The sequence below is a fragment of the Chryseobacterium sp. LAM-KRS1 genome, assembly GCF_013184525.1.
Classification (GTDB): Bacteria; Bacteroidota; Bacteroidia; order Flavobacteriales; family Weeksellaceae; genus Chryseobacterium; species Chryseobacterium proteolyticum.
The window spans coordinates 461457-478453 of sequence record NZ_JAAOIZ010000002.1; the positions used below are offsets into that span (position 1 = coordinate 461457).

Below are 16997 nucleotides of genomic sequence, written 5' to 3' on the forward strand. Positions count from 1 at the left end.
TATACCGTATTTTGCCATAGTCCCGTACTAGTTTTTACGGTGATAAAAATAGCAGATGATCATGGCCAGCCCCGGTAAAATCAATGTTTCGAGTCCAAATTGTTTTCCCGCATATGCCCCTAAAAAACAGCCTATCAGAAATCCAAGTATGGTAACCAACTGCTTCTTCAGGCTTGCCCAGGCTTCAGGGTGTTGAAAGCCACTTGACAGAAGCGTTCCAAAATCCAGGGAAGCCTGGGTTACATTTCCTGTCATCATGGTAGTAGGACCATGAGTTTCCTTTGCATAGAGTTTCCCGAAAGCATTCTGAAGCCCCATCGCAAAAACGGTCATCATAGCCACAGTATACATCATAACTTCTGAAAACGTTCCGTAGTAACTGAGAACGGCAACAATAATTCCGGCTAAAAAAAGCAATGTTCCTTCCCAGAATAACAGCGTGTAATGATTGATAACTTTCCCGGCAATCTTCCCTCCTGCCATAACCGCGAGAATAAAGACCGGAAAAGTAAGCAGCTTTACCCAGGCATGAATATCCGATCCCTTCACAAACTGATAGGCAAATACAATAAAGTTCCCTGTAACATGTGCCGAAAAAAGGGCATCTGCCGCTACAAATGTCACAGTATCACAGTATCCGGCAATCATGGTTAACAATAAGGTGACAAAGCCGATATTATGTTTTACTTCCATTTTCCTATTTTAAATGTGAACGGAGCATCCAGGCCATTTTCTCATGGGTTTCCAGTAATCCTGTAATGTAGTCGCTTGTCCCTGAATCACGGAATTCCACAGCGAAGTTTTCAATATTTTCACGAAGATGAATGATGATACTTTCGTGGTCGGAAAGAAGCGCTCTGATGTAAATCAGGCTGTCGTTCGATTCAAGATGGTGCTCAGACAAATGGGTTAATTCAAGATATTCCCTTAAAGTAGCCGGTGCATAATGTCCCAGCGTCCTGATTCTTTCAGCCAGATCATCAATGATGTCGTCCAGCTGCCCGTATTGTGCTTCAAAAAACAGGTGTTTATTGTAAAAATCCGGTCCTTCGACATTCCAATGTGCTTTTCTAGTTTTGGTATACAATACAAATTCGTCTGCTAAAGTGGTAACCAGTACCTCAGCAACTTTTGCTAAATTTTCGTTTTTAATTCCGATTGAAGTTTTCATTTTATAAAATATTTAATAAGTAATAATCAAGTGAATATCTTCCTGCACCCAATGCAAGAATCAGTAACAGGGAAAGGGTGTACATAAAAGGAACATCCCGCACTTCCAATGAATCCTTTCTATGAACCACAAAATATCCGATAGCCGTCACGCCGATTGTCGGTAAAACCGCAAGCCTAGTTCCCAATCCTAAAATAATCAGAAACGGAACTATCAGATCAGCAAATGAAGCGACTATGGCATTGAGTTGATCAGGCAATCCCAGAGGGTTTGGAATGACTTCCCTTTGCCCGTTTTCCAGTCTGAATTTCTTTAAGCCATGCACTCTGAACAATTGAATCGCAAGGAGTACCCGGAAAACCAGAAATGAAGCATCATTGCATGGTGAGCCTAAATCCGATGAAAGGATCTGTTTTAAAATTTCCATATGTATTGATAGTTAAAAGGCAAAGCACGAACAGCCTAGAGCTCCCCAGAATGTGTGGTAATTATTAACGGGCACATTGCTCATTCTTGCCTGGTTATGGTTATGATGGTGAATATCGCAGCTTCCTGCACAGCTGTGAATTTGTGAGGTTAGCGGGGCTTTTAAATCCTGTTTCGCATTTTTCTCAATTTCTTTCTGAAAATGTCCGCCTGCAGGGTAATATCCGTTGTAAAGATTGGTGGGAGACCAGTCCGGAAGCACAGGAATAGATGGTGGTGCATAAGATAAGAATGTTCCTTTGGCATAGACTATTTTCCCGTCTACAATGGTCATTTCCGCTTCAATATTTTTGATATCTTCATCATCAACCGTAAAATAATCCTGATCAAGAACTGCCAGATCGGCAAACATTCCTACCCTGATATCACCTTTTTTCTGCTGTTCCTGAGAAAACCATGCGCTGCCTTTTGTGTACAGTTCCAATGCTGTTGATCTGTCCAGCTTTGTTTCATGATACAATTGAAGTCCGCCAACAGTTTTACCTGCGGTCAGCCAATACATGGAAACCCACGGATTGTAGCTGCTTACCCTTGTGGCATCTGAGCCTCCACCTACAGGAACTCCCATTTCCAGCATTTTTTTTACGGGTGGTGTACTTTCTGCGGCGCCGGAACCATAACGGTCTGCAAAATATTCTCCCTGATAAGCCATTCTGCTCTGGATGGCGATTCCTCCGCCAAGCATTTTTACACGTTCTATATTTTTTTCATCAATGGTTTCTGCATGATCAAAAATCCATGGAAGACCATTAAAAGGAATATCCCGGTTTACTTTTTCAAAAACATTTAAAAAACGGGTGATGCTTTCATTATAGGTTGCATGAAGTCTGAATGGCCAGCGGTTTTCTACCAGTAAACGGACTACTTTTTCGAGATCTGCTTCCATGTTTTCAGGCAGGTCAGGTCTTGGCTGAAGAAAATCTTCAAAATCGGCTGCAGAAAATACCAGCATCTCTCCTGCCCCGTTGTGGCGGTACATATCATCCCCCTGATATAATTTTACCGTGTCGATCCAATCGCTGAAATCTTCAAATTCATGCTTAGGTTTCTGGGTAAAAAGATTATAGGCAATCCTTACGGTAAGCTGTTTTTTCTCATTCAGTTCGTTCACCACCTGATAATCTTCCGGAAAATTCTGAAATCCTCCGCCGGCATCAATGACACTGGTAATTCCGAAGCGGTTCAGTTCTGTCATAAAATGCCTTGTGGAATTCAGCTGGTGTTCGTAAGAAAGTTTCGGGCCTTTTGCTAGTGTTGAGTATAAGATCATGGCATTGGGTGTGGCAATAATCAACCCTGTGGGTTCACCATTAGCATCTCTTTCAATATGTCCGCCGGCCGGAGCCGGAGTATCTTTGGTAAATCCTACTGCTTTTAATGCAGCTCTGTTCATCAATGCCCTGTCGTATAAATGCAGAATAAAAACTGGTGTTTCGGGGGCGATAGCATTAATCTCTTCCAGGGTTGGCATCCTTCTTTCTGCAAACTGGAATTCGGACCATCCTCCTACAACACGAACCCATTGCGGAGAAGGCGTACGGTCTACCTGGTCTTTTAACATTCTGAGCGCATCGGCCAGTGAGGGAACGCCGTCCCATCTTAATTCCAGATTGTAATTCAATCCGCCACGGATCAAATGGATGTGAGAATCATTGATTCCCGGCACTACTCTTTTCTTTTTAAGGTCAATCAGTTTTGTGGCCTCATCTGCGAACTGGTTTGCCAGTCCGTCATTTCCAACCGCAATAATTTTCCCGTCTTTAATGGCCACTGCAGAAACGTCCGGAGTTTCTTTATTGAAAGTGTGTATTTTTCCGTTGTATACGATAAGATCTGCTTTCATTTGTAATTATTTGGTGTTCAACTTCGAAATCGCCTCCTGAATTCCTCCTCCGGCAACGGTGAAAAATGACGGTCCGGCCAGCAGAATCAGTTTTTTTAATTTCATTGTATCGGATAAATGCTGACTATTTAAATAAGACTGTGTACGGTAGGCATCAAAAGCGCCCAAAACCACATTTTCTGCTACCAGGGCTGTCGGAGAATCAATTCCTGCGTCTTTGATATCGCTGGCAAAGGATACAGTATGTACCTGTAGTTTCAAAGCTTCTCTCATCGCAACACTTCCTACTTCTTTCATCAGTTCGGCATCGAAAGAGTTTCTGTTACCCAGGCCTATCAACAGCAATTTTCCGGAGGCAAGGCTTCCTTTCGGAGGATTAATTAATAAGGTTTCTAAAGCGTGTCCCTTGAACTGTCCTTTTTTACGGATTTCTGTAATAATTCCTTTTAATGCTTCATCCAGATGAACCATGCCGTTCAGTTCTTTGGGAAGCGCAGGAGGATTGAAAATATCTCCTTCCGTATACTCGAAAACACAGGCGATCTGTAAATCTGCTTTAGCCGCAGATGGCCCCTGTACCATACCTATGACAGAAATCCCGTCAACAGTTCCCCATGTTTTTGAGGTCCCGATAGCTGTTTTTTCTGCAACAGCCTGTGCTGAAACGAATTGGGTTCCCGCAGTTGCCAACACCAATACTGTAAAGATTGTTTTTGACCAATTGATGTATTTTGAAATTGAATTTTGCATAATAAATGATTTAGTAATGATTAAAATTTGAATCCCAGCCTGATATTCCAGAAAACTCCGCTTTTTGCATCCTGAATGATATCTTCGATAAAAGGTCCTTTGTGGAAATACTGAAGTCCGCTCACCAAAGAGAAATGTTTGTTGAAATTATAGGTAAAGCTGGTTAAATAAGCCGTTCCGATATACCTTTCATCTGAGCTGCTTCCGGGACGGTTCAATGCTCCGCTTGGCCGGTAGACACCGTCGTTCAGGGAATATCGCCAGTTGAAGACAACATCCATCTGCATTTTGAGTCTGGAAGTCAGATCAAGGGTCATATACGGATGAATATCAATTAAATTGACAGGTCCCACCTGAGGGCTGAAGCCGAAATAGCCTCCTTTCGGATACAAAGGATTAAATGTATTGAGCTTTCCGTCGTTTTTTGAATGATCTCCCGATATATAGTCGTTTCTCAGATTGATGCTTGGGCTGAATCTAACATTTTCAAAGAGATATCCTACATCCACAGATCCCGTCCAGGCACTGATATTGTCGTTTCCAAAACGTCCGAACTGATAGGCTGCTTCCAGGTTATAAATAAATCCGCCGCCATATTTCCAGAGTCTTCCGCCAACTGTGTGACGCTTTTCTCTTGCTGTTCCGGCTTCAAAAACAGATTCATCTCTACGGATTCCGAGGTAATACAGATCCAGATTTCCGGCTTCGGGAATAATAATTTTGGAATAAAGTCCCCAAAGATTAAGCTGCTTTGAAAGGGTATTATCAAAAACTCCGGTATTGACAGAGTCTGCCATCATCGCAAAAGCATCTACGGAAATATTTTTATAGGAATACATGATTTTGGCTCCTGTAAAAGACAGCCTTGCATTCGGCCCTTCCCTTACAGAAATTAATCTTCCGGAACCGTAATCCAGCTCCTGCCTTCCCAGTCTCACTATCAGCTTCTGATCTTCCTTATTCACCAGGCCTGCATCCAGAAAGAGATTCTGAATATTCAGCTGATCTTCATCAATGCCTCTTGAACCGTTTTTTCTTCCGTTTTGTAAAGCACTTCTGATCTGTGAAAATATTCTGAAGTTTTTCCCGAAATGCCAGTCTGCATGAAGATCATAGCGTTGGAGAAAAAAGTCGTTGTGTCCTATGTTAAGCCTTCCCCAATCTTCGTTGTTGAAATCCACATATTCATACCTTGCCTCGCCACCCAATGAGAGATAGATGTCTTTCTTTTCATTGATAGGGAGATATTTAATGTTATCATAAAAGCTTTTGGTGGAATCTTTCAGATATTCATAATTTTCGTCATACCGCAGAAGTTTAAAGCTCTGGGAGGAGAACGTTTCAGAACATAAAAAAACTGTTATGATAAAAGCTTTTAAGAACAGTATTGAAGGTGCAGATTTCAACATTGAAAATGGTATATGGATTTTAATGATTCAGCATATGGTGAGCATAGTGGATTCCCAATCCGTAAGAAGCACCATATTTTTTCATCAGGTCAGTTACAGGGCCATAGGTTTCCTGACGTGCCCAGTCTCTCTGAAGTTCCAGGATATACTGAATGGAAGTCATAGGCTTTACTCCTGAATGGATCATTCTCTGTACCGCTCTTTCATGCGCCTCATCACTCACATCGCCACAGGCATCGGTAATGACATACACGTCATAGCCTTCCTCAAGTGCAGATAATGCCGGCCCCACAATACAAACGCCTGTCCATAATCCTGCAAAAACCAGTTTTTGCTTCTGGGTTCCTGTAATGGCTTTATAAGCAGTTTCATCTTCCCAGGTATTCATAGTAGTTCTGTCGATGTAGCCTGAGGTTGTCATAGGAAATGCTTCCTCAATTTCCGGGAAAACAGGACCTGAAAAGCTTTGTTCTGCAACCGTAGTAATGATGGTCGGAACATTGAATATTTTGGATGCTCCACACAGTACTGCTACATTATTACGCAGTTCGTTCATAGAGATACTTTTGGTGGCAAATGCCATTTGTCCTTCGAAATCAATAAGTACCAGTGCATGATTTTCAGGGGAAAGAAGTTTTGATGATGGTTTCATAAAGTTTATTTAGATATTTTTTTGTTTATATTTTATTGTTTAAGAAATTTCAATAACTCTTCATTGAATTTGTCTTTTTCTTCGAGGAACAGTGCATGTCCGCTGTTTTCAAAAGGAATAAGCTTAGATCCTTTAATAGCTTTGTTCATTTGCTCTGCTAAAGCATAAGCCACTATCTTGTCCTGTTTTGCCTGCATGATAAGGGTCGGAATCTTGATTTTAGGTAAATCTCCACGAAGGTCTTCGTCTCTTAAAGCGATTAACGCCTGCTCCATTGCATAAGCGGATGACTGCATTTCAATCCCTCCAAGCCAGGTTCCTATACCTGGTGAAACAGAAGTTGCGGATAAAACAAATCTTTCACCTATAGTGTTCAGTAATCCCGGTCTGTCTACGCTTACAAGGTCTATCCATTTGGTAATATCTTCTTTTGTAAATAGCGGATAAGGATAATCCGGTTTTTTGGTATGAACAGGTGCAGCAGCAGCGAATAATGCCAGTTTACTGACATGGGCACTGTTGTATTTCGCCACGTAATGCAAAGCAATCGCACCCCCCATGGAATGGCCGCCCAACGTAGCATCTTTGATATCCAGTTTATCCAAAACAGTTTTGATATCAGAAGCAAACTGGTCATAATCATATTTTCCATAAGGCTTATCCGACTGTCCGAATCCTCTCAGAGTGATTCCTATAACACGATAACCCGCTTTGATTAAAGGAAGATACTGGTACTCCCATGAAGCATCACTTACCGGATAACCGTGGATTAAAACAACCGGCTTACCTTCTCCAAGGTCGGAAACATGAAGTCTTACATTAGGTTCCACTTCGATATATTCTGCTCTGGCTTTTATAAATTTTGCCATATTTTGTGCGTTAATATTGTTAAGGAATACCGCTGACAATAGCACGGTGGCACCAAAAATTGATTTTAGTTTCATAATGATGATATTTAATGGCTGATTTTTGACAGATTTACAATAAATCTGTCAAAGTGGTATTGAATCAGCTGCCTTCCCTAAAAGGATCTCCATTTAAAAAGAAGACAGCAGATTTGAAAAAGAAATTATCTTTTTAGTAAATATTTATGCTGCCCTTCCAGAACGAGTTCAGATTTTTGGTTATAGACTCTCACTTTTGTGGTCACTATACCTCTGTCTTCCTGTGGCGTTAAATCGGTGATTTCCAACGAGGAATACAACGTATCTCCTGAATGTACCTCTTTCAAAAAATGGCATGATAATTCTAAAAAAGCAATAAAAACACTTCCGAAGTAATGAGGCAAAAGAGTCGCGCCCGGTGCGGTAAAAGCCAATACCTGCAAACCGTGAACTACTGGAGCTTCATGGCCGTATCTTTTTGCATATTCCACATCGTAATGAATCGGATGATTATCACAGGAAACCGTTTGAAAAGCTGAAGCATGTGCATCAGTAAGAGTTCTGCTTGGCGCCCTGAACAATTCACCTACTTTCAGTTCGTCAAACGTACGGGCAGGCACAATAGCAAAATCTTCAGGATTGAATTCCGCTTCGTGAGTTTTTGAGTTTTCCATATATTTTGGATTTGAATGGAATGATAATTATTCAGCAATAAATTCCAAAAGGTCTTTATTTATGGTTTGATGCTCTGTAGTGGGCATTCCGTGAGGAAACCCCGGATATGTGATCAGTTTTCCGTTCTTTAGTAATTTAATTGATTTTAATGCCGCATTGGCAATAGGGACGATTTGGTCATCCTCACCATGCATCACCAAAACAGGAATATCCACAGCTTTTAAATCTTCGGTTAAATCTGTTTCTGAAAAAGCTTTGATCCCGTCATAATGAGCAACAATTCCTCCCATCAATCCTTGTCTCCACCAGTTTCTCTGAACTCCGTCCTTTACACTCGCTCCTTCTCTGTTATAGCCATAGAAAGGGAAAGTAAGATCATAATAAAACTGGTTTCTGTTGTTCATCGTCTGTTCTCTGATATCATCAAAAACTGACATCGGAACACCGTCAGGATTATTTTCACTCTTAACCATTACCGGCGGAATGGCACTTATCAGAACCGCTTTCTTAGCTCTTCCGTTTGCATATTTGTTAACATAACGGATCACTTCTCCACCTCCTGTTGAATGCCCGATGTGTACAACATCTTTCAGATCTAAAAATTCAACCAGTTCTGCAGCATCAGAAGCGTATTGTTCAATAGTATGATTGTAGATATTCTGGCTGGAGCGTCCGTGGCCTCTTCTGTCGTGGGTAACCACTCTGTAGCCTTTCTGTAAAAAGAAAATTACCTGTGCATCCCAGTCATCAGATGATAATGGCCACCCGTGGTGAAACATCAAGACAGGTCCTTGTCCCTGATCTTTGTAAAAAATTTCTGTTCCGTCTTTTAATGTTAATGTGCTCATTGTTGTATTATTTTTTGAATTAAACTTATGAGCATAATGCCAAAAAATAACCCAAAACAACAAAACACCTGATTTACAGAATATTATTTAAAATATCATAATGAAAAAAAACTACGAAATATCGTAGTTTTATGATTGCATTATTTAGTTTTGTATAAAGAAAGTTCAATGGAAATAAATTCCATTAAAATTCCGATCATAAATAAACAAAAGCCTTTGAGGTTCCAAAGGCTTGTCTATTGTTTGCTATTTGATGTTTTCTTATTGCTGTTTTACAAACTGTAAATCGCCCGCAAGTTTAACCTCATCGCTTACCATTACTCCTCCGCCCTCAAGCGCAGCATGCCAGGTAAGTCCGAAATCTTTTCTATTGATTTTGCCTTCAAAAGAAAATCCTGCTCTTGTATTTCCGTAAGGATCTGTTTTAATTCCGTTGAAATCCACATCAAGAGTAATTGGTTTTGTAATGTGGTTAATGGTAAGATCACCCTTTACTTCATTGCTTAATGCAGAAGCTTCAAAAGTGATTACAGGATGTACTTCAACATTAAAAAAGTCTGCCGATTTCAGGTGATTGTCTCTGTCGGTATTGTATGTAGATATAGAATCTGTCTGAATAGTTGCTACTGTTTTTACATTGGTAAAAGTATCGTCTTCTGCTTCAAGCTGCACATCAAAATTGGTGAAATTTCCTTTGACATTTGAAATCATCATATGTCTTACCTTGAAAGTTATTTCACTGTGTGTTGGGTCTAGGTTCCATTTTGTAGCCATTGTAATTATATTTTAAAGGTTATTTATATCGCAAATTTACAGGCATCCAAGTCTGGAAGTTGTTGATATTTGATAATAAATATTTTGCATCAAAATGATTCAATGATTTATTTTGATAACGGATTTGATAATAACTTTTAATGACCAGATAATTTTCATTAAATTCGTAAATCAAGAAATCAGTTCAGGACCTAACTATGAATATCAATCAGGACAGTTTTTTAATTCTTTTCAGTTATATCGAAGCTCACAGCTCATCCACATTAAGTTCTGATGACAAAAAATTTATACGAGAGTTATTTGTTTACAAAAAAATTGAAAAAAAACAGTTTTTTCTAAAGCAGGGAGAAATTTGCAAATACTGTGGTTTCATCATTAAGGGAGCAATGAAACAATTTTCTGTGGACGACTCTGGAAAGGAAAATGTCATCAACCTTTATCTGGAAAACTGGTGGGTAGCTGATCGAGAAAGTCTATTAGGCTCAAAACCGTCCATTTATACTATTGAAGCCTATGAGGATACTGAGATGTTGATGATTTCAAAAGAAGACATTAACGAAATGACAAAAGTTCCGGCTTTAAATGAATTGACAAAACGATTGGATATGAACCACGGCATAGCGATGCAAAATCGCATCAATAATGCAATAAGCCTTTCCGCAGCAGAACGTTATCATAATCTTTTTAAAACTCATCCTGCATTTTTACAAAGATTTCCACAACATCTTATTGCATCGTATTTGGGAATTACAAAAGAAACTTTAAGCCGTATCCGTAAACAGAAATAGATTTGAGAAAAATTTAATAAGAATCACCAATTAAATAGTTAACGTTGTTTTGAGCGTTAATAATTAAATCAAGCAAGCTATGAATGTTTATCATGCTCTCCCATTCTTGACAGAATTACTCTTCTCAGTCTATCTTCATTCTCGTCGCCCCAACCGCCTAATACAGAAATTACAGGAATTAGTGTCTTACCAAAATCTGTGAGTGAATATTCAACTTTGGGAGGGACCTGAGCATAGATTTTTTTAGTGACAAGTTCATGCTCTTCAAGTTCTTTTAATTGAATATTTAATACACGCCTTGATGCATCCGGAATTTTACGCTGTAATTCGCTTGGACGCAGATGTCCCTGATAGATAAACCATAGCAGACGGATTTTCCACTTGCCATAAAGGACTTCACCAATAAGGTCAAGGCCACAGTTCAAATTCAAAGGTATTTTTCTTTCATGCATATACAAATGTAGCCCAATGTACCAAATTGTACAATAGGGGAATAAATTATCCCTATGCAATTCGATTTTCCGTTATTGCCTAAAATAGTGATACTTCGGAAATTTGTATCAAAGAATTAGACAATGGAAAATCAATTTAATTACAACAATGAACTTCAAGGTAAAATTGCCTTGGTAACAGGAGGAACAAAAGGGGCCGGACAAGCCATAGCAGAGAGATTGCTACAAGCCGGTGCAAAGGTTATTATTACAGCGAGAAACAAGCCTGAAAAAGAAAATGAAAACCTGCATTTTATTTCGGCCGATTTAAGTACAGCTCAAGGAACACAAAATGTCATCAGCGAAGTGCTGTCTACTTATGGCAGACTCGACATTCTTGTGAACAACCTTGGTTCTTCATCAACACCTGCGGGAGGCTTCATTGCACTGAACGATGAAGATTGGGAATCAACTCTTCGAGCCAATTTGCTTGCTCCGGTCAGACTGGACAGAGGGTTTTTACCACAAATGATAGAGCGCAAAAGCGGTGTTATTATTCATATTGCTTCAATCCAGGGTAAACTGCCGTTGTATGATTCTACTTTGCCGTATGCAGCTGCAAAGGCAGCATTGATCAATTACAGTAAAAGTTTGTCAAATGAAGTAACCCCCAAAGGTGTCCGCGTGCTGACTGTTTCACCGGGATGGATCAATACAACGGCATCCACAGCGTGGCTGGGTGAGATTGCAAGAAATGCAAATAGTACAGAAGAAGAGGCCATGCAAAGTGTTATGGATGCATTGGGTGGAATACCTTACGGCAGACCCGCAGAACCGGGAGAAGTTGCTGAATTAGTAGGTTTCCTAGTTTCACCAAGAGCCAGCTATTTAACCGGAACTGAATTTGTAATCGATGGTGGCACAGTGCCAACAGTTTAATCATCTTAAAAAAATAAAAAATGAACCTACCAAAAGTTATCACAGATTTAATCGAAGCCCAAAACAATTTTGACAGTATTGCTTATGCCAATTGTTTTAATGAAAATGCAGAAGTATTTGATGAAGGTAAAACTCATAACGGAAAAACCGAAATTGAAAAATGGATTGATAAAGCCAACAAAGATTACAATGCTACTATGAAGCCTTTAGACTATAATGAAAATGAAAATATTTTATCGGCAGAAGTTTTAGGAGACTTTCCTGGCAGCCCTATTGTTTTGAAATATCATTTTCAATTGTCTGACGGATATATTCAATCATTGAAAGTAACCGGTTAATATAATAACCGATACAATCAATTAAAGCTGGAGATTTCACTTCAGCTTTTTGGTTTATAAATCCTGCTATTCATTCTCTTTTAATAAAAAATGGCTACCATGGTAGCCATTTTTCTAAATATTTTTATGATATTTCAATCCTTCTTGGTGGTTTCTGCTTTGCATCTTCCTTCTTAGGAATAGTAAGCATAAGCAATCCGTTTTCATATTTCGCGTTAATGTTATCCTGGTCAACAACATTCTTCGGAAGTTCAAAACTACGCTGGAAGGACTGATAACTGAACTCTCTTCGGGTGAAGTTCTCTTCTTTTGTTTCACTACTGTCCTGTTTCATGGATGAAATGGTCAGCAGGTTACCATCAAGACTGATATCAAAATCATTCTTATCCATTCCGGGCGCAGCAACCTGAACCTCATACGCATCTCCGTTTTCCTTTATATTTACCGATGGTACGGTTGTACTGGTAGATGAGTAATTGTTATTACCCCAGTTAAAAAGTTCACGACTAAAAAAATCATCAAAGATGTTTGAAATGCCTAAATTGCTGTTTCCGTTTCTTTTCATTAGATTATTCATAGTAATCTCTTTTTAAATAAGTTTAACAATTATTTAATAACACATCAGCTGGCCAGCTGTACTTAAAAACCAGCAAAAAAAATACCACCGGATAAATGGTGATATTTTTTCAGAATTTCTGTCAAAATTTCATTTTTGTGACACAAAATGAGTCCTGATTGTAATCCCATATCTCTCATTCCTTATTTTTAACTGCGTACAGATTTGCGAATCTTAACAAATGCACCGCAACTGATCCAAAAGGTTGATAATAATAGAGACAAGCAGGTAATACCTAATCCGGCTTTATACAGATCATATCCTACCATATCGGATTTATAGGCAATAGATAGTGCCAGGATCCCAAATTCCCCGGTCTGAGAAAGCAATGCTCCACCATAAAAACTGTCTTTCCAGCTGAAGTTCAGAATCCGAAAGAAAACGGATGACATAATACTATTGCTTATTAAAACGACCAAGGTACCGATACCAATCAGCATATAATTGGATAAAAGATAATTAATATCCAGTCTTAGACCAATGGATACGAAAAAAAGTGAAATAAAGAAAACCTTGAAGGGCAACAAAGAGTTTTCAAGCCAGTGGAATGCCTGTATTTTTCCAACCAGAACTCCTGCTATAAAACTTCCCAATGCGGCACTCAGACCAATGGTTTCCGCAATAAGACCAAAGCCAAGACAGATAAAAAGGCCAAAAAAAACCTGCAGATCATGGTCATTTTCAAGAAAAGTACTTGAAATTCTGATCTCCCTTAAATTTCTGACCTTCCTGAATATTAAAAAAATACCGATGCATAAAGCTAAAGGAAGCACAAAGTTAAAGATGTTGAATTCTTCACCACTCCAGAACTTCAGCAGGGTCAGTACCGGAGCAAGAAGAAGGTCCTGCAATAATAGGATATTGAGTATAATTATTCCAAAGGCGGTATTTAATGTTCCATGCCTCTTCATAAAATCGACAACAACTGCTGTACTGTTGAACATGAAAAGGATGGCAATCAGGAGAATACTTTTATAGTCCAGGTGAAGTATCCTTCCTAGGAGATAGGCAAATACAAAGCTCAGCAACACTTTAATACTCTGCGCCATCACAGGCTTAATAATAAGACTTCTTTTATTCGGAATATTGATTTCCATTCCGATGAAGAACATCAGCAACAATATCCCGATCTCGCCAATAACTTCTATTTCATCTGGTTTATCTACAATTCTGAAAACATAGGGTCCCAACAATACCCCGGCAATAATATAAGCGATAAGATAGGGCTGCTTAAGTTTTTTCAGCAAAAACATCAGACCTAAAATTGTCATACACAAAACACATACTGTCCAAAGCATATCTCTATAACTATTAGGGTTTAAATATTTCAATCTTTAGATTCAAACAAGTAAAATCCGTTTAAACGGCAGTGTAAAGGTAGCTGGCCGGCTATGTGGAAAGTCAACAAAAAAAATACCAGTCGATATGCTGTGATATTTTTTCTGAAATACTGTCAAAATTTCATGGTTCCTGGTTGCTAAGATTTATTGAGGGAGGCATTCAACATACATTAATTAACTGATTATCAAAAATATATTCGTACCTTACCCCCATAAATTTAATTGTTTGCAAAGAGCGGATAATTTTATAATTCCAGCATATGCAAACCACCGCAGTACAACCGCATCCTTTATCCCACAAATCAGATAGTAACCCGTCTTCTCAGATCCGAATTGCTTATTTTATCATGGTACACCACAAGCCGGAAATATTTAAGGCAATGTTCGAAAAAATCTACACCCGTGATCAGTTTTACCTGGTTCATATAGACCGGAAAGCCAAAGAAGAGTTTACCGAGGAAATCCAGCAGTATCTGGTACATTTTCCCAACGTTTATATTCTGGAAAGCATAAATATCGTAGCTGGCGGATTCAGTATGATTCAGGCAGAACTTAATGCCATGGAATACTTACTTAATGTGAACGCAGAATGGGATTATTTTGTCAACCTAAGCGGAGAAGATTATCCGCTTAAATCACAAAATATTATCCGTCAGTTTCTCACAGTAAATAATGGCAGGAACTATCTTTTTTATTATGATCAGAAGTTTTACAGACCTGCTACGCTTCAGAGGATACAGAACCACTTCACGGAACTCACCCATAAAATCTCTTCAATGATTTATAAAAGGGCATTCATGGACGGTGTTACTCCTTATATCGGCGGAAAATGGTTTATGTTCACCCGAGAAACATGTTCCTTTTTAACCAATAACAAGCGGGTAATGGATTTTGAGGATTATTATTTACATACGCTCTTACCTGCAGAATCATTTTTTCAGACCGTGCTCATGAATACGGTTTTTAAAGATATTATTGTAAATGATGATAAAAGGGCATCTATTGAAAAATCTTTTTTTAACAGGGATCAATCCCAAAATCATCTTATCGGATTATTAAAAACTACTAACCAGCTTTTTATCCGAAAGTTAAATCATGAGATCCATCAAAATATTCTTAAATATATTGATGAAACTTACGACCTTCCACTAACTGAAGTGAACGAGGTGGAAAGAGAACTAAAAAGGGATGAGCATAACGATAAATGGTCATAATAGAGTTATTAAAACTTACCAAGTAAGTGATATTGATCTTCTATCCCCTGATAATCTGGTAAAAAGCTATTAATCTTTCAATATATACTCTTCATATACTGTATTGATCAGCTGATCGGAATGGATGTTCCGTGAAAAAATGGGATAATGAAAGCGATCCAGCTTATTGAGAATACGTATAAGTTCCATCTTTTCGTTGTAATTAAGGTTTCCTGCCACAATATTCGTGGCCTGGCGGATCTTTTCCATTTGTTTTTCTAAAACCGATAATCCCCTTTCCGTGATACGGATCAATTTGCTGCGTTTATCGACCTCGGATTCCGTCTGCTCTATAAGTCCCTGGCGCAGTAATCTTGCAATAATAAGCATACCTACCGGTTTATCATGAATATTTTTCTTGATAAGAGCCATCTTCGTCATTTCTCCGAACGCCTTTAAATTAATTAAATAGATAAAATCTTCCTGGGTGGAAAATTCAGAATCAAGAATAGCAGATTTTGAATAGGTTTTTGCATACCGATTCAGATGAACGAGCAGTGTACTGATAGCACTTTCCGGCGTCCTTCCGTTCTCTTTACCCTCCCAATAGGGCTCCTCTAAAGGATTTGATCTCATATTTCCCTGAGCAGAAATCCACGCTTTAAAGCCCTGGATATTGTCCGGATATAAATCAGGATTGGAACGGACCTCCGTTTCAAAATCCTGTAACAGATCTATACAATCTTTAATAAGCGTGTAATTCATTTTAATTAAATAGTTTACAAATATACCAAATTCCTCATACAAGTCTATAGCTTACCATTATGAGCTAGACCAAATAAAATTGATTCAGCTGCTCTTCGCAAAGTGTCCGGATGACTTCAATCCATCGGTCTTCATCATTCAGGCAAGGTATATAATTGAAATTTTCACCACCTGCTTCCAGAAAGAGTTCTTTTCCCTCAACTGAAATTTCTTCCAGGGTTTCAAGGCAATCTGAAACAAATGCAGGACAAACAATAGCAAGATTTTTAATTCCTTTTCCGGGAATCGTTTTTAATGTATGATCTGTATAAGGTTCAATCCATTTGTCTTTTCCTAATCGGGACTGAAAAGAGACAATCACTTTATCTTTAGGTAATCCCAGTTTTTTGATCACCTGCTCGGTGGTATTAAAACACTGATGGCGGTAACAAAACGAATGGCTGGGAAGAGTATCTTTATAACAGCAATCATTCATATTGCAGGTCTTCGTTGGATCCGTTTTGTAAATATGTCTTTCCGGAACCCCATGATAAGAGAACAACAAGGCATCAAAATTTTCAGGAAGTTTCTCCCGGATACTTTCTGCCAGACAATTGATATACAGGTCCCGATGATAAAAAGGCTGAATGTAATTGATCTTTATATGGGGAAATTTTTTCTTTCTTATTTCTTCAGCTTTTTCAATCACAGTTTCGGTGGTACTCATCGCATATTGGGGATAAAGCGGAAGTAAAACAATTTCTGTAACTCCCTTTTCAGCCAGGTTCCTGATGCCTGTTTCAATGCTGGGTTCAGCATACCGCATTCCTATTTCAACGGGAACATCCACGAGCTTTTGCAGCTTTTGCCGTATCTTTTTTGTTATAACAATAAGTGGAGAGCCTTCATCTGTCCAGACGGTTTTATAAGCTTCTGCTGATTTCGCCGGGCGGGTATTTAAAATAATTCCACGAACCAGAAGTGCCCGGAAAATCCACCGGTAATCAATCACTTTTTCATCCATCAGGAATTCATCCAGATATTCTTTTACATCCTCTACCGCCGTTGATCTTGGTGAACCAAGATTGATTAATAAAATTCCTTTTTTTGCCATGT

At 38.9% G+C, this 16997-nt stretch carries 20 protein-coding genes; 4 read left to right on the forward strand and 16 right to left on the reverse strand.

The genetic code is table 11. The features are described from left to right. Positions 1-27: 27 nt before the first annotated feature. The 11 genes from G9C87_RS05980 to G9C87_RS06030 all read right to left on the reverse strand — a co-directional run bounded on the left by G9C87_RS05980 (position 28) and on the right by G9C87_RS06030 (position 9492). The gene (locus G9C87_RS05980; RefSeq protein WP_172279121.1) at positions 28-693 is read right to left on the reverse strand and encodes a YoaK family protein; all 666 of its coding nucleotides are present in this window, start codon (positions 691-693) and stop codon (positions 28-30) included. 4 nt (positions 694-697) lie between these two features. After that, positions 698-1171 carry a Dps family protein gene (locus G9C87_RS05985; RefSeq protein ID WP_172279123.1) on the reverse strand — a complete coding sequence of 158 codons (474 nt, stop codon included), beginning with the start codon at positions 1169-1171 and terminating at the stop codon, positions 698-700. Between the two features lies 1 nt (position 1172). Next, positions 1173-1598: a DoxX family protein gene (locus G9C87_RS05990; RefSeq protein WP_172279125.1), complete on the reverse strand. Its 426-nt coding sequence runs from the start codon at positions 1596-1598 to the stop codon at positions 1173-1175. 12 nt (positions 1599-1610) lie between these two features. Continuing rightward, positions 1611-3500, reverse strand: a complete 1890-nt coding sequence (locus tag G9C87_RS05995; RefSeq protein ID WP_172279127.1) for an amidohydrolase — start codon at positions 3498-3500, stop codon at positions 1611-1613. A 6-nt stretch (positions 3501-3506) separates the two neighbouring features. Next, a complete protein-coding gene (locus G9C87_RS06000) occupies positions 3507-4250 on the reverse strand; it encodes a M17 family peptidase N-terminal domain-containing protein (protein ID WP_172279129.1) in 744 nt (247 codons plus the stop codon). A 20-nt stretch (positions 4251-4270) separates the two neighbouring features. Continuing rightward, a complete protein-coding gene (locus G9C87_RS06005; RefSeq protein WP_172279131.1) occupies positions 4271-5659 on the reverse strand; it encodes an alginate export family protein in 1389 nt (462 codons plus the stop codon). A 19-nt stretch (positions 5660-5678) separates the two neighbouring features. Then, a complete protein-coding gene (locus tag G9C87_RS06010) occupies positions 5679-6311 on the reverse strand; it encodes a hydrolase (protein ID WP_172279133.1) in 633 nt (210 codons plus the stop codon). A gap of 32 nt (positions 6312-6343) precedes the next feature. After that, the gene (locus G9C87_RS06015) at positions 6344-7255 is read right to left on the reverse strand and encodes an alpha/beta fold hydrolase (RefSeq protein ID WP_172279135.1); all 912 of its coding nucleotides are present in this window, start codon (positions 7253-7255) and stop codon (positions 6344-6346) included. A gap of 125 nt (positions 7256-7380) precedes the next feature. Further along, a complete protein-coding gene (locus tag G9C87_RS06020) occupies positions 7381-7869 on the reverse strand; it encodes a MaoC family dehydratase (RefSeq protein WP_172279137.1) in 489 nt (162 codons plus the stop codon). A gap of 27 nt (positions 7870-7896) precedes the next feature. Next, positions 7897-8718, reverse strand: a complete 822-nt coding sequence (locus G9C87_RS06025) for an alpha/beta fold hydrolase (RefSeq protein ID WP_172279139.1) — start codon at positions 8716-8718, stop codon at positions 7897-7899. Between the two features lie 261 nt (positions 8719-8979). Next, a complete protein-coding gene (locus G9C87_RS06030; protein WP_172279141.1) occupies positions 8980-9492 on the reverse strand; it encodes a YceI family protein in 513 nt (170 codons plus the stop codon). A gap of 197 nt (positions 9493-9689) precedes the next feature. Here G9C87_RS06030 and G9C87_RS06035 point away from each other — a divergent pair, with 197 nt between their 5' ends. Continuing rightward, entirely contained in the window at positions 9690-10280 is a 591-nt protein-coding gene (locus G9C87_RS06035) for a Crp/Fnr family transcriptional regulator (RefSeq protein WP_172279143.1), read from the forward strand. A 77-nt stretch (positions 10281-10357) separates the two neighbouring features. On the opposite strand, the gene G9C87_RS06040 is transcribed toward G9C87_RS06035, so the two are convergent. Beyond that, complete coding sequence (locus G9C87_RS06040; RefSeq protein WP_228456963.1) at positions 10358-10711, reverse strand: winged helix-turn-helix transcriptional regulator; 354 nt, start codon at positions 10709-10711, stop codon at positions 10358-10360. Positions 10712-10855: 144 nt separating this feature from the next. On the opposite strand from G9C87_RS06040, the gene G9C87_RS06045 reads away from it, so the two are divergent. Together G9C87_RS06045 and G9C87_RS06050 are read left to right on the forward strand one after the other, a co-directional pair. Further along, the gene (locus tag G9C87_RS06045) at positions 10856-11650 is read left to right on the forward strand and encodes an SDR family oxidoreductase (protein ID WP_172279147.1); all 795 of its coding nucleotides are present in this window, start codon (positions 10856-10858) and stop codon (positions 11648-11650) included. Positions 11651-11670: 20 nt separating this feature from the next. After that, the gene (locus G9C87_RS06050) at positions 11671-11988 is read left to right on the forward strand and encodes a nuclear transport factor 2 family protein (RefSeq protein WP_172279149.1); all 318 of its coding nucleotides are present in this window, start codon (positions 11671-11673) and stop codon (positions 11986-11988) included. A gap of 124 nt (positions 11989-12112) precedes the next feature. On the opposite strand, the gene G9C87_RS06055 is transcribed toward G9C87_RS06050, so the two are convergent. Continuing rightward, positions 12113-12565, reverse strand: a complete 453-nt coding sequence (locus G9C87_RS06055; RefSeq protein WP_172279151.1) for an Hsp20/alpha crystallin family protein — start codon at positions 12563-12565, stop codon at positions 12113-12115. Between the two features lie 188 nt (positions 12566-12753). Next, positions 12754-13875: a cation:proton antiporter gene (locus G9C87_RS06060; protein ID WP_172279153.1), complete on the reverse strand. Its 1122-nt coding sequence runs from the start codon at positions 13873-13875 to the stop codon at positions 12754-12756. Positions 13876-14204: 329 nt separating this feature from the next. Between G9C87_RS06060 and G9C87_RS06065 the strand changes: the two genes are divergently transcribed. Then, entirely contained in the window at positions 14205-15158 is a 954-nt protein-coding gene (locus tag G9C87_RS06065; RefSeq protein WP_172279155.1) for a beta-1,6-N-acetylglucosaminyltransferase, read from the forward strand. 69 nt (positions 15159-15227) lie between these two features. On the opposite strand, the gene G9C87_RS06070 is transcribed toward G9C87_RS06065, so the two are convergent. Together G9C87_RS06070 and hemH are read right to left on the reverse strand one after the other, a co-directional pair. Continuing rightward, positions 15228-15902, reverse strand: a complete 675-nt coding sequence (locus tag G9C87_RS06070) for a MarR family winged helix-turn-helix transcriptional regulator (RefSeq protein ID WP_172279157.1) — start codon at positions 15900-15902, stop codon at positions 15228-15230. 64 nt (positions 15903-15966) lie between these two features. Further along, on the reverse strand, positions 15967-16995 hold the full coding sequence (gene hemH, locus G9C87_RS06075) for a ferrochelatase (protein WP_172279159.1): 1029 nt from the start codon (positions 16993-16995) through the stop codon (positions 15967-15969). Positions 16996-16997 lie beyond the last annotated feature (2 nt).

Excerpts from the sequence above, each read along its gene's own strand:
- G9C87_RS05980 (WP_172279121.1), bottom strand. The coding sequence starts at position 693 with ATGGAAGTAAAACATAATATCGGCTTTGTCACCTTATTGTTAACCATG.
- G9C87_RS05985 (WP_172279123.1), bottom strand. The coding sequence starts at position 1,171 with ATGAAAACTTCAATCGGAATTAAAAACGAAAATTTAGCAAAAGTTGCT.
- G9C87_RS05990 (WP_172279125.1), bottom strand. The coding sequence starts at position 1,598 with ATGGAAATTTTAAAACAGATCCTTTCATCGGATTTAGGCTCACCATGC.
- G9C87_RS05995 (WP_172279127.1), bottom strand. The coding sequence starts at position 3,500 with ATGAAAGCAGATCTTATCGTATACAACGGAAAAATACACACTTTCAAT.
- G9C87_RS06000 (WP_172279129.1), bottom strand. The coding sequence starts at position 4,250 with ATGCAAAATTCAATTTCAAAATACATCAATTGGTCAAAAACAATCTTT.
- G9C87_RS06005 (WP_172279131.1), bottom strand. The coding sequence starts at position 5,659 with ATGTTGAAATCTGCACCTTCAATACTGTTCTTAAAAGCTTTTATCATA.
- G9C87_RS06010 (WP_172279133.1), bottom strand. The coding sequence starts at position 6,311 with ATGAAACCATCATCAAAACTTCTTTCCCCTGAAAATCATGCACTGGTA.
- G9C87_RS06015 (WP_172279135.1), bottom strand. The coding sequence starts at position 7,255 with ATGAAACTAAAATCAATTTTTGGTGCCACCGTGCTATTGTCAGCGGTA.
- G9C87_RS06020 (WP_172279137.1), bottom strand. The coding sequence starts at position 7,869 with ATGGAAAACTCAAAAACTCACGAAGCGGAATTCAATCCTGAAGATTTT.
- G9C87_RS06025 (WP_172279139.1), bottom strand. The coding sequence starts at position 8,718 with ATGAGCACATTAACATTAAAAGACGGAACAGAAATTTTTTACAAAGAT.
- G9C87_RS06030 (WP_172279141.1), bottom strand. The coding sequence starts at position 9,492 with ATGGCTACAAAATGGAACCTAGACCCAACACACAGTGAAATAACTTTC.
- G9C87_RS06035 (WP_172279143.1), top strand. The coding sequence starts at position 9,690 with ATGAATATCAATCAGGACAGTTTTTTAATTCTTTTCAGTTATATCGAA.
- G9C87_RS06045 (WP_172279147.1), top strand. The coding sequence starts at position 10,856 with ATGGAAAATCAATTTAATTACAACAATGAACTTCAAGGTAAAATTGCC.
- G9C87_RS06050 (WP_172279149.1), top strand. The coding sequence starts at position 11,671 with ATGAACCTACCAAAAGTTATCACAGATTTAATCGAAGCCCAAAACAAT.
- G9C87_RS06055 (WP_172279151.1), bottom strand. The coding sequence starts at position 12,565 with ATGAATAATCTAATGAAAAGAAACGGAAACAGCAATTTAGGCATTTCA.
- G9C87_RS06060 (WP_172279153.1), bottom strand. The coding sequence starts at position 13,875 with ATGACAATTTTAGGTCTGATGTTTTTGCTGAAAAAACTTAAGCAGCCC.
- G9C87_RS06065 (WP_172279155.1), top strand. The coding sequence starts at position 14,205 with ATGCAAACCACCGCAGTACAACCGCATCCTTTATCCCACAAATCAGAT.
- G9C87_RS06070 (WP_172279157.1), bottom strand. The coding sequence starts at position 15,902 with ATGAATTACACGCTTATTAAAGATTGTATAGATCTGTTACAGGATTTT.
- hemH (WP_172279159.1), bottom strand. The coding sequence starts at position 16,995 with ATGGCAAAAAAAGGAATTTTATTAATCAATCTTGGTTCACCAAGATCA.